Origin of the sequence: uncultured Gemella sp., from assembly GCF_963529685.1 — a bacterium.
Lineage (GTDB): Bacteria > Bacillota > Bacilli > Staphylococcales > Gemellaceae > Gemella.
The window spans coordinates 22655-36611 of the sequence record NZ_CAUSAI010000014.1 but is presented as its reverse complement, the minus strand read 5'-3'; the positions used below and the strand labels follow the sequence as shown (position 1 = coordinate 36611).

Annotated in this window: 8 protein-coding genes; all 8 read right to left on the bottom strand. The window is 28.4% G+C overall.

What is annotated here, in order from left to right:
• Positions 1-717, bottom strand: a 717-nt coding sequence (locus tag RWS90_RS03630) for a YSIRK-type signal peptide-containing protein (RefSeq protein ID WP_314548712.1), incomplete at its 3' end; no start/stop codon positions are given.
• A gap of 890 nt (positions 718-1607) precedes the next feature.
• Positions 1608-4421 carry a DEAD/DEAH box helicase gene (locus tag RWS90_RS03625; protein ID WP_314548710.1) on the bottom strand — a complete coding sequence of 938 codons (2814 nt, stop codon included), beginning with the start codon at positions 4419-4421 and terminating at the stop codon, positions 1608-1610.
• Between the two features lie 20 nt (positions 4422-4441).
• A complete protein-coding gene (gene folP, locus RWS90_RS03620; protein WP_314548707.1) occupies positions 4442-5245 on the bottom strand; it encodes a dihydropteroate synthase in 804 nt (267 codons plus the stop codon).
• Between the two features lie 162 nt (positions 5246-5407).
• The gene (locus RWS90_RS03615; protein ID WP_314548705.1) at positions 5408-7303 is read right to left on the bottom strand and encodes a DEAD/DEAH box helicase; all 1896 of its coding nucleotides are present in this window, start codon (positions 7301-7303) and stop codon (positions 5408-5410) included.
• A gap of 51 nt (positions 7304-7354) precedes the next feature.
• A complete protein-coding gene (locus tag RWS90_RS03610) occupies positions 7355-8551 on the bottom strand; it encodes a ParB/RepB/Spo0J family partition protein (protein ID WP_314548703.1) in 1197 nt (398 codons plus the stop codon).
• Positions 8548-11019, bottom strand: a complete 2472-nt coding sequence (locus RWS90_RS03605) for a sigma factor-like helix-turn-helix DNA-binding protein (RefSeq protein ID WP_314548700.1) — start codon at positions 11017-11019, stop codon at positions 8548-8550. The genes RWS90_RS03610 and RWS90_RS03605 overlap by 4 nt, the downstream gene beginning before the upstream one ends.
• 269 nt (positions 11020-11288) lie before the next feature.
• Positions 11289-12704 (bottom strand): MATE family efflux transporter, encoded by a 1416-nt coding sequence (locus RWS90_RS03600; protein ID WP_314548714.1) that lies wholly within the window; start codon positions 12702-12704, stop codon positions 11289-11291.
• A gap of 269 nt (positions 12705-12973) precedes the next feature.
• Entirely contained in the window at positions 12974-13429 is a 456-nt protein-coding gene (locus RWS90_RS03595; protein ID WP_314548698.1) for a GNAT family protein, read from the bottom strand.
• Between the last annotated feature and the right edge of the window lie 528 nt (positions 13430-13957).

The following is a 13957-nucleotide window of genomic DNA, read 5'->3' as shown; positions in this document are numbered from 1 at the left end:
GTCTTCACCACGAGCAATCACGTTACCTTCTGGTTGAGGTGTTGAAGGTGTTGATTCAGTCGTTCCTCCACCATCTCTGAAACCAGTTCCTTCTTGCATCTTTTTATCATTACGGCTGTCACTGTTTTTCTTTGGTTTTACAGTTTCTTCTGCTTTAATTGATTTTAAGATAGCAGTTAGTGAGCTAATTTCTTTGGCTTTCTTATCTACTTCTTGTTGAGTAGCTGAAGTTTGTGTTAATGCTTCAGCTGTAGCTAACTTATTAGTTGCATCATTTATCATTGACTGTTGTTTAGAGTTATTTTTAATTCTTTCTAATTGAGCTTTTAACTCTTCAATTTTTTGTAGCAATAAAGATTTATCAGTTTCTTGTTGTGTTTTTCCAGCTGCTTGTGCCTTTTCACTAATTTGTGGATTTAGCTTTTCCGCTACCGCTTCTGCCGCTTTTTCACCTGTGTTTTCTGCTTTTTTCTCAGCAGGTTTTACTTCAACCGAAGTTGTTTCCGATACACTCGTTTCAGTATCATCTCCTAACTTCTTATTACCACTTTGTTGCACAGTAGCATTATCGCTAGCCTCTACAACACCCGCACCAAAGAATAAACCTACACCTATTAGAACACTCGCAGCTCCTGCTTTTAATTTCTTAATAGAATAAGTTTCGACTTTTTCACCACGACGTTCATATTGTTTTTTTAGGTTATTTTTTCCTATCATTCAATTTGCCTCTTTCTTCTAAAATTTGGTTATATTACTTACATAATGTTATCATAAATTACATTAATATAGATACAATTATGCTCATTATTTTAAGAAAATATGTCCACCATAAAAAAAAAAAAAAAAACAAGAATTTATAAATTTTGAAATATATTAATATAAACTTTTAGTTAAATCTTTAAAAATAGTTTTATATTATGATAAAAACAAAAAAATAATTTTATTTATATAGTAACATATACTTGAAATAGTGAAGAAAAATGTCGCTTTATCGTCGATAACGATTATCAATTAGTCGGTGTTGTGTAAAAATATACGTTTAATTATATATATTTTTTATAAAAAGCTAAAAAAAAATAAAAAGCATACCGAAATGGTACACTTCTATAAAATGGAGATGGCGGGATTTGAACCCGCGTCCAAAAACACCTCCCCTTAGCCTCTACATGTTTAGTTTACCTGAAAATGATAAAATAAGAATGTACAGTTTTGACAAAATAAAAATGTATAAATAGGTTATAATAGTGCATATAAAAAGAAAGAGAGAAATATATGTACTTGAACCTAAAAATAAACAAAAAATCATCCCCATGATATAATAATAGCATAACCAAAAACCAAAAAATCAAAGGAGAATTAGCTGATTTTATTGGGAAATATTTTTCATTTTTTAGAATTCCCATCAAAAATCATTCAAAAAGGGAGCGACTCAAAAATCGTGATTTCTTAAGAAACAAGATTTTGCCGAGTCACCCCCGCACAGTTTATTAAATATCTAAAAAGCTTTCATAAAGTGAATTTAGATATCAATAAACCACTGCGTCTATGAGTTATCATATGCACTTTTTTAAACTTTAGGACTTTTGGGGCAGCCCCATTGTCTTTTATTATATTCTATCCCTCGTGAAATATTCGTACATATCTTCACGAATTGGAGTCTGTATTTTATAGAAGAATTGAATTACTGTATCTCCGCTTCTTTCTCTAGCTACCAGCTTAGGCTCTCCCGTTGTCTTCATCTCACCTAGGAAATAAAATATTCGTGCACCATCTTTATCATCTTTATTTTTCCTCATAAATAGATAAATTTTCGTTTCTTCATTATAGAAATAGTCACACTCTTTTGATTCTAAATTCCTTCTAGGTTTTGACATCGAAGTAAAACCATTATCCGGTAAAAATCCATGCGTATAATCACGGTTAAATGAATTTTCATCAATGTCATAATTAATAAACACTGGTAAAGTCTTTGTTCTTTCATCGTACTTATAACCACCTATAGCAAGCGGCACGTAGTTTATCCCCCATGAGAATAATTTACAAATATCCTCAAAACTATATTTTTCATACAATACAAAATTAGTATCTTTGTATAAATTATCTTTGTAATATTTATTAAATCTGTAAATTCCATAGTCTACCAAATCTAGTAATAATTCCCTAAAAACCTCTGATTGTAACTGTTCTTCAAATTCTTTAGATACTTTTATCTCAGCAACATTCTCATCTAAAAATATACAATCGTGAAACTTCTTCTTAGTGACACTACTAGTTACGAAATTGTTAGTAAGTATCTTTCTACTAACATCCAGTTCATAATCTGCGATAAACTTATTATAGTCTTTCAACATAATTTCTTCAAACGTTGTAAGAACATTACGCTTCTTATCATCTAATAACAAACGTAATATTATAAGTTCCTCTATCTTTTTACTCAAAATCAAATTGGTAGAGACAAAATTTAGCATATTCTCTGCGATCTTCGTCAGTTTTCCACTATATTTAAACTGTTTTTCCTTCTTAGATAAGAATGAATAATAACTTCCAGCTACCTCGAAAATCTTTCTAACATCAATAGCGTCATAGTTTTCAAAGTCTGAATAAGTAGGTATTCTACCAAGTTTATTTTTTAGCTTATTATATTCATCCGTAACAAATAGCCACGTGTTTAACTTCACATTGTCTATCGCACTATAAATTCGCTGTTTAGAGATTTCATCAAAATGAATAGTCGACGTCCCCGGAATATACCTAGTACCCTGAGATAAAAACTTTCTTACAGTATCTTTATCATAACTATTATCACCAGATAGAGCCACAGGTATTAAAAAGTTGTTTTTGTAGTTAGCAATAAAATCTATTATTACTACAAAATCCTTATCCGCAGATTTTCGCAAACCGCGACCTAGCTGTTGAATAAAGATAATAGAACTTTGTGTAGGTCTTAACATAATTACCTGATTAACCTCTGGTATATCTACACCCTCATTGAAAATATCTACAGTAAATATATAATCTAGCATATCGCCATCATTTGCGATCAACTTAGCAATCTCTTGTTCACGTCGCTCCTGACTGTCTTCACCTGTTAAGCTAGTAGTATTATAACCACGCCTATTAAATTCTTCACTAAGCACCTTAGCTTCTTGTTTTGACGAACAGAAAACTAGACCTTTTACCCTATCTCCTGAATAACCATAATAATTGATCTTACTTATAATATGCTCAACACGTTCACTAGACACTAGATTTGAAAAATCACTCAGTTCGTCAATAACCTTACCATCGACTTCTAGATCACTAATACCAAAGTAATGAAACGGACATAATAGTGAATTTTCCATCGCTTCTTTTAAGCGAACTTCATAAACGATATTATTGTTAAACAATTCATAAATATTAAAACTATCCGTTCTATCAGGGCTTGCCGTCATACCAAGATAAAATGTTGGTTTGAAATAATCCATCAGTCTAAGATAACTATCAGCTCCTGCCCTATGCACCTCATCTATTATAATTTCATCAAAATGACTATCGTTAAAATTCTTAAAAACATCTTCTTTAGACATAGTTTGAACAGTAGAAAAAATAAAATCCGCTTCTATATTTTTCTCTTTACCTGTAAGTAAACCATAGCTACGACTAGTTCCAAAAATAGTCTTGAATGTCTCCAGTGCCTGACGAGCAATCTGTTCTCTATGGACTATAAACAACAATCTCTTAGCACCTATACTCTTCATCGCAAAAGCAGCCGCAAATGTCTTACCAGTTCCTGTCGCAGAAATAAGAAGCCCCTTGTTATCTTGATTACGAAGTTTTTCAAAATTTTCTATAAAACTTCTTTGCATCTTATTCGGTTTAATTTCCTCGGAAATAATTTTCTTAGTAACAGTCTCAATCTGATTACTAGCGAATTCTTCAACATACTTATCTTTTATTTCAGAGTAAGACTTGGCTTTCTTCCATAAGCTATTAAACTCATATAGAATATTATCCGTTAGAATCCTATCACCCTCAACAAAAGTATTCCATTCTTTATTTATCGTAAGTGCAGCACTCGTTAAGTTCGAACTTCCCATCAGTACTTTCCATAAATCACCATATCTAAATAAATAACCTTTAGTATGGAAGCCGTGTTTATTTTCTATACAATCATAAACCTTTAGAGAGATATTTTTAAAATTAGACAATTTCTCTAACACTTTAGGAGTATTAAAATATAAATAATTCGTCGTTAAAATCTTTCCACGGATGTTTTTTTCTTCTAAATTCTTCAAATTTTGAAGTAAACTAGTTAAACCACTTTCTGAAATAAATGCCACGCTGAAAATAAATTCATCGCACATTTCTAATTCACTCTCAAGCGTACTAAGAACTTTCTTCGCTTCTAAATGATTATTATAAACAAATGTATTTTTCATTTTAACCTCCTTCTGTTAGATTAGCCATTAATTATTTCATATGTTATTAGGGCTTCTTTCATAACTTTTACATTATGAACACGCACCATTCTAGCTCCTCGTTTCACCGCTTCTAATGATAAAGTAGCACTTACTATATCTCTATCTTTCGGGTTACTATTACCACCTAGCACATAATCTGTAGTTCTCTTTCTACTTACCGCATATAAGATTTCACAACCTAATGAATTAAGTAATTCTAGTTTACGTGTAATTTCTAAGTTAGCTTCTGCAGTTTTACCAAATCCCATCCCAGGATCAACGATAATATTTTCTTTTTTCACACCAGCATTTAGACAAATATCCACACTCTCGCCTAGTTCACGTACAACTTGCTCAATCTCATGTCCTTCTTCTACACCACCATTGTGCATGATGAAGATTGGAATGTCATACTTAGCAGCGACATCAGCCATAGTACTTCCTTTAGCTCCATTTACATCATTTAGTACATCTACTCCTGCTTCAATCATGTATTCAGCTACATTAGGCTTATACGTATCAACGCTAAAGCACACATCAGGGAATGTTTTTCTTAGAGTTGGAAATACGCTTTGTAATCTTGCCAGTTCGTCTTCCTCACTAACTACAGTCGAACCTGGACCAGTCGATTCAGCACCGATATCAATAATATCCGCACCTTCAGATACCATCTTACGAACACCTTCTATCGCAGCTTCCACATCATAAAAATTTCCTCCATCAGAAAAAGAATCAGGAGTAAAGTTCAATATTCCCATAATTAAATATTTTTTTTCATTTAATAATTGTTTTAATTTATTCATTCTATCACCTTATCATTTATTTTTAAATACCCTACTATTATATCATGTGAGTATGGGGTTTGCAGTAAAAAAGAAGCAACCCTAAAATTATGATTTTAGAATTACTTCTCTAAATTAATTTGTTACTAAAACAGAAAGTTCAATTATTACATAAATACAATGCTAAATTTGTTTTTCCATTTCTTCTCTCATCATATTCAAAATTTCTTCTTTCTCATCTATTGAAAATTCTGGAGAAATAGTTGGTTTTTCTATTGCATCATACATAACTATTTTCTTATCATTTAGCCTATCGTATATTTTTCTATCGATTGTACTTCTTTTTTCTAATTGTCCCTCTAACATAAAATAGTAGTAATTAGTTTCTTGATTCTCCTCAAGACCTAATCTATGAATTCTATCTCTAGATTGTAGCATATGAGTAAGATTAAATGAATATTCTAAATATAATGCATCATGTGCCACTTTATGTAATGACACAGATTCTGCTAACGTATGAGGATTTGTAACTAAGACATTATATTTCCCCTTTTGAAAATCTAATATTATCTTTTCTCTTTCACCATTATCAATTCCACCATATATTACCGCAACTTTATATCCTTTTCTTATCAAATCATTCTCAATTTTTTTAATTGTATCAACAAAAATACACCAAATTATTATAATTTTTGATTCACTAATTAATTTTTCTGCTAATTCTATACATTCTATATACTTTGAGGATTTCTCAATTGTATCAATTAACTTTATTTCATTCTCTTCAAAAGATAATTGATTATCTATAATCTCAATATTAGAATATTCTTCTCCAATACCATAATCTCCATACATGTCGTAAGTAATTTTCTCTTTTAGCAAATGAGGATTTGATGACAATTGAATTAATCTTATATATAATTTAAATGGACTATGTTTGAATTTTTTCCATAAAATATCAATTAATTTTTGTTCAATATGATTAGCAGTTACATTAATTATTGTGTCACTATTCTCTTTAGGAATTCCTAATTCTTTTTTGGTTACTCTCCAAAAAAATGGATTTAATTTACTATTAATATCTAAAACAGTCTTTAAATCTGGATTATTTAAAGAGGATAAATTTAAATCAAAATATTTGTCAAATTCAAAACTATATAAAATATGAAGAAAGTTCCATATATCTTGATATGAATTAGGAATAGGGGTTCCAGTAAGTACATATTTATAATTGGTTTTTTGAGCTAATTCAATAGAAAACTTCGCCCTTTCAGAATCAATATTTTTTATTTTATGAACCTCATCAAAAACTAACATCGTCCGTATATTAACCATTTTTAAAAGTTCTTCTTTATATTTCATAAGTGATTCATAATTAATCAGAATCAAATTATAATGATTCACATTTTTATAAAACATCTCCACAGAAAAATCTGAATCATGAATATCCAATACTTTTAAATTTCTTTTATTCTTAAATACTTCTTTAAATTCTTCTTTCCAGGAAATAAATGAATTTTTTGGACCCACTACTACTATCCTATCAATTTTATCGATTTGTTTACTTGATAGAAAAGCATACGTTCCAAAAATCATTGACGTTTTTCCCGCACCTGGAACAGAAAAATTTGCAACTCTTTTCATAGTTGCTTGATAAAAACTTACCCAACTTTGTATTAAATATAATGGACGACTCAACTCACTACTAACAATATTATTAAATTTTTCAAAATCATTCAAAAACATTTCATCTTTATTTTTAATAGCCAGACCTCTTCTAGCTATCTCCTGTATTCTAAATTTTGATAACTCAATAAAATTTCTAACCGAATCTAAAATAATTAATTTACATTCAGTTCGTTCAGAATATCTAGTTAATAAATAAATTATTTCTTCTACTTCAACATAAGATAAATCATTTCTAAAATAAGTAATCATCTCATCTGAATATTGTTTTTTAATTAATTTTTTTAGTGAACGTTGTTTTAAATCTAATGGTTGACTCAAATTATTTCTCAACTTTAAACTATTTTCATAATAAATCACTAATGCATTATCTTCAGAAATATTATTCTTCACACCAAACCTCTCTTTAATATCTTCATTAAATTAATATCACATAACATCAATCTATTTCATTTTTTTTAGCTTTTCCTCAACATGACTCAAAATTGTATCAAATTCATTTCTCAACAAATCATTCATACGCTTTACTGAATCAATATCTATATCATTGATTAAAAGATTTATCCTATTCAATATATCTATTGGTTTATTTTTAGATTCAGATAATTTTTTTACTTCAACGCTGCTTTCAACTACCTTACATACTCTCTCTTTTATATTTTCTTCAATATTTAATATTCCCGTATCTCTAACATCTTTTTGTGTAGTCTCACTTTCAAAATAATCAACAGCATCATCAAGAATCTCAAGTTCCTCAAATTCATCTACTAGATTATTACTATATACTTTATCTTCAAATACCGATTTTAGATTCCTAATTTTTCTTGTAATATCACCATTCAATGAAATCATACTTAAGAATAAAATTTCTTTTATTGTATCTTTCTGATTAATATCTATTTTCTTACTATTTATAATTTTATATATTTCCCTTATTGGACCATCTATTTTTTGTTCTCTGGCAATATAAAACTTCTTAGATTGACCTATAAATTCAAGATATTCTAACATCAACTTAGCAAGACCTATTTCCTCATTGACTTTTTTTATCGTCATTTGTGTGTCAGTAGCATACTCTTCTACAGTAAACATTCCGTCATCTTTAATCAAATCTCTATAAATATCAACTAATCTGTCTATTGGATTATAATCAACTTTTGATTCAATAGCATGTTGAAGATTTAATTCTAACCTTTTTATATCTTTTTCGGTATATGCGTTATTTTCTAAAATAACAGCTTCCAAATAATTAAACTCTGCTCCTAATCCTTCTCTTGACAGTTGTCTTAAAGCAGTAAATCTTCTATTTCCATCCAATATTACACCTTCAGCTGTTACTACCGCTGGTTCTGTTTGAGACATAATTTTAATGTTAGCTTTAGTTTTCTTTAACGCATCAGGATTACTTTTTTGGATATATTCTTCTATGATATTATTAAACTTGTAATTGTTTTTCTCAGGGAACTCTTTTCCTTCATCGATAAATTGAGAAACATAAGTAGCAATTCTTCCATTTTTTTTATTATATATTAAATTATCAATCGGTATTCTATAAACTTTAAAAGTTCTAGTTTCTCCTTGTATCGATAATTTCTTAATTCCACCTGTCTCCCTTAAATTTAAATCATTTAATAAATTCATTCTCCATACACCTCATTTAAATAATCTTCTTTTATTATATAAGCCTTATTCAATATATCAGAATAATAGGCTCCTGCCTCTATAAGCCTTAATTTAACTTTATACTCTTCTAAAGTCAAACCATATTTACTATTTATATCATCTGTGAAGTCAGATACATTAGCTGCTCCCCATTTAAATAACTCATCAATTAGAAAATCATTTAAATTCTTCTTAACACCACAGCAACAATATATATTTGGAAACCCTATACTCACAGCTTTTACTTTATCTGAAATACTAATTAATCGATCAAGAGAAATAAGTTCAAAGCCATCTTCTAATAAACTATCCTGAAATCCAGCATTAATTAATGAAATAATCGAAAAATACTCATCATCTTTTATAAATTCATCTACACTAGAAATAAATTTTAAAAATTTACTTTTATCAAAACCTCTTTCCTCAAGATAATTAATATTAATATAACTGTCGTTTGATATTTTTAGAATCTTTAAATCTTTCTCTAATTTTTTAATTGTATTAAAATACTCATTGGTTTTAAATATGGACTTATCCTCTATTTGAAAGACTTTCTTAGATAGGATATATTTAACAAAAGCCTCACTAGCTGTTTTATATTGAAGTTTTATAACAACTTGTCTCTTTTCAGCATATCCAAGTTCAAAAAATAATTCGTTACTTATCTCATCTTCAAGAAAATATTTATTTATAATACTATAAAACTCATTTTTCTCATATATCTCTTCTGTTAAAACACTATTTAGAACTTTAATCTGTTCCTTTATATTATTATTTTTAAAGAAGATTGTTCTATTCACTATATTTTCAGGAAAGTTAGCACATACATAAGATAATAACGAATCGCTATTTAATCCAAAATTACTATTCATGTAAGATACAAAATTATCAACTGAATCACCATTAAAATACTTTAATCTTGAAAATATATATTCTTTTTTTGTTAAGTCACCTTTAACAAATTCAGGATTTCTTCCCAAACTTATTTTTTCCACAATATCAACATACTTTTTTATAAAATAATGCAATTCAGAACCATTCAAAATATCTAATTTTTCCATAGTTTCTAAGTTATTTTCATAGATAAAATTCATACTGTAAGCACCATCAGAAATAGATCCTATAATTTCTAATAATTCATCTCCAATTTCTTTAGTATAATTTATACTATGAAATCTGTAACCTTCTTTAAATGAATAAATAACATTCGAACATCTATCTAACAATGCATCTAGCCCTCTTATTGAACTTATATGTAATTTAGTATAATCTGCTATTGCCTCTTTATATAGATAATAGATATCTTCTAAAGAAAAATACTTTTGTAAATGCTTATTCCCTTGTAAAATTTCACCTATTAAATATTCTCTCGGCAATTTCTTATTATTATCTTTTTCTATGAATCGTTTTGAATTTGCAACTATATATTGCTTGTATTTTTCATCAAAATTTCCTTCTAATATATATTTTGATATGTCTAATTCACCCTTTTTCGACACTAAGGTTAATAACTCATAAACTCTTCCATCTGAACAAAAGATATTTATAAAAATCTCTTTTGAAATCATATATTTTGAGAATATTTCACTATACTTTTGCACTTCATATATACTAGGCATCTTATTTACTATCTTACTAACTATTTGTCTTACTCTTTCTCTACTTATTCCAAATTCATCCCCAATTTCTTTAAAACTCTTACCTTCTAGTCTTAAAAGGAAAAGATCTTTTCTTTTAAAATCTGAAGAAAGATAATCATTCAAAGTTATTGTTACCGATTCTTCTATATTTTGATTCCCTTCACTTTTATTTTCAATGTAATAATTTCTATCCAATTTAAATATATCAAATATTTCATCAGAAAAGGAAAGATTATCAATGGAAATCATAAAAAACAGACCCGATTTATCAACCTCTAAATAACCTTCTTCTAATAGATCCATAATTAATTCCCTATTAAGACCTTTATTTTCAATCTCATTATCTTCTATATAAGTATTTTGCAAAAAATATAGATAGTTGTACCATCTGGAAATTTCTTTCAGATTGGATTCTAATTCTAATACTTGATTATAATCTTCTATTTGTTTTCTTAATTTTTCAGCTGCCAATAATAATCCTTCACTTTTCCAATCTACTGTTCCTAATAATATTTTATACTCTGAAATAGATGTAGATTTTTCATATATTTTACTAGTTCCAAGATTAATTCCACATGATTCAAGCATAAACATCTCATCAAAAATATTAATTGATTTTGACATACTAAATAATGATTCTTTAAAATAACTTTTTAATTTATCAATTTTTTTATTAGTATATAACTCTGAAAGCTTATTATTTTTTTTCAAAAATAAATCTAGTAATTCTACTTCATCCTTCGATAAAGATTCTGCTAAAGTATAACTTAAACCAAATCTCCTTAAATAATATATCGATATACTCATAAATCACCTCATCTACTTTCCAGTTCAATATTATAATTACATGAATTAATTTACAAACCTAAATATTATGTATAAACTTATTTTATAAAAAAATCGCATCCATGTCCATTGTTAATTAAAAAACTTTTTTAAATTTAACTTTATGTTATATACTTTTTATTGTTCAGCATCTAATACTTAATCTAATAAATTATATAAAAAAGAAGCAACTCTAAAATTATGATTTTAGAATTACTTCTTAATTTTTTAAATTGGGTACTCCCAATCTTCTACTTACTCTGTTTCTTCAACGAACGAATAACTGGTTCTTTTCTAAATGCATAATATAGCTGAACAGCCATTATGCACCATAGAATAGGTTCTACGAGTATTACACCTAGGTATCCTGTACTTGGTATTATAAATATCACAAAGAATATTTTCCCAAGCATTTCTATAATACTCGAAACAAGTGGCATCATCTTTTGCCCTAAACCTTGCAAGGCATTTCTTAGTATTACTAATACACTTAATATCGGATAAAATGCTGAACTAATTTTTAGATATAATGAAGCTTGATAAATTAATTCTTCATCATTGCTTCCTGTGACAAGTTCATTTAGATATGGACTAGCAAAGAATAATACAATACTAATAAAAATTGACCAAGTAATCGCAATAGTCATCGCTTGTCGAAGACCTTCAACAATACGTCTATATTGTCTCGCACCAAAATTCTGCGATGTGAAGGTTGTTACAGTCGCGTTCATAGCTATTATTGGAAGAAGTGCAAATATCATTATTCTTCTAGCACTTGTCTGAGCACTGATAATCGTTGAACCTAAGGCATTAATCGAAGTTTGCAAAATTAAAGTTCCAATCGAAACAACAGAAAACATAAGCCCCATAGAAATACCTTGTCCCAATAGATCAGCATAAAGTTTTTTATTCCATGTAAAATGTTTTTTAGATGGGATTAAAAACGGAGTTTTTTTGCGAATATAAATAAAACACAATACAGCAGACACTCCTTGTGAAATAATTGTTGCTACCCCAGCCGAGCGCACACCCATATGTAAGTATGCAATAAAATATATATCTAATACAGTATTAATAATTGCTGAAAAAATTAAAAAATATAATGCAGCCTTACTATCTCCTACTGCTCGAAGTAGTCCAGCACATAAATTATACAAAAGAGCAACACCTACAAATACTACTATAAGATAAATATACTCATAAGACTGAGCAATAATATTACTTGGTGTCCCAAGTAATTTCAATAATGGATATAAAGCAAAATTACCTAATACGGCAATCACAATACTCAATACCCCTCCTATTACAAATGTGGCAGCTACAGCACTCTTTAACTTTTCATAGTTTCCTGCACCATAATAACGGGCAATAACTATACCCATACCATTTCCTGTACCTAATGCAAAACCAACTACAAGCTCAAATATCGCAGCAGTAGCTCCAACAGCAGCAAGGGATTCTTCTCCAAGGAATCTACCAACAATCATAATATCTACCGTATTATAGAGTTGCTGAAAAATATTTGCTATCATAACCGGTATCGCAAAAGCAATCATCGCCCGTAATATCGGACCTTCTAATAAATTTACTGATGTTTTTTTCATAAATAATATTATATCACTTTGAATTAAAGATTCAAGGAATAACTTGAAAACTATTCTGAAAATGGAGAAAGACCCATCTTTCGATGAGCCATATATTTCACTGATTCGAAACTAAGAACTTTCTCGTCCTTTCGTCCTAAAAATTCTAGTTTCTGTAGCATGTGTTATTCGTACATTCTATCTGCTTCCTCCGGACTTGATAGAATTACGACTAACCGATGAAAAAAATATTATTAAGTTTTGTTATGTTTATATTATATCCCACTTACCTTACATGAACTTTAGACTATAATTAAAATGAAATTAAAGTTGAAAAATTTTGAAAATAATAATTATCTAGTTCTTTTCATAATATATTTCAAATTTGGACATTCTATCACTTTATCAATTTTAAAACCTAATTTCTCATACAGTTTCTTAGCAATCATATTAGAATCAAATACTGTTAGAGTTATACTATCAATATTTTCATCTTCAAAAATATACTGAACAAATGATCCTAATGCATTCTTTCCAAGACCTTGCCCTACTTTTTGTGGATTTAAAATAAATCTCCCTAAATGCACATTATTTACCTCGATTTTTATAATTTGTATTATCCCAAGAAATTCTTCTTCATGAAAAATAGAAAATATATTCTCTAATTTCTGTATCTTATTTAAATTTAAAGGATAAGAAACCTTTAATCCCATCCATTGCTTTTGAAATTCTTCACCTTTCTCATTCGACCATTTACAGATCACTAGAGAATGGTTTTTGTTTATACCTTTTTCAAATATAATATCCATATCTACACCTTCGCAAATATCATCTATACTAAATATTTACACACTATTCAATTCTTTATAGAATTATTCTAGCTTAATCTCTAAAAATCTAGATTTTTCATTTACTAATCCCTTAACAGTATGAACATTCACAAAGTTTTTAAAATAGTAATAGTAATCCTAATTCATTCTATCTAAATAGATTAGACATATCAAATAGATATACCTTTTATTTAACCTTAACTAATAAGGCTTTCTCTTCTTCAAGCATCTCTCCTTAATCAATAAGGCTCTTAATACACCCTAATAATATTATAAAAATTATTACTTGTCAAATCTCCAAAAAAATGGAGAAAGGCTCATCTTTCGATGAGCCGTATATTATGAAAAAAAATATTTTTAAGTTTTGGTATGTTTATATTATATAACCCAAACCTTATGTAAACTTAAAACTATAGTTAAAATGAAACTAAAGTTATTATTTTTCATAGATAATTTCAGATCTACTAATCAATATAACCGGGGTTGCCTCAAAAGTCCTAAAATTTA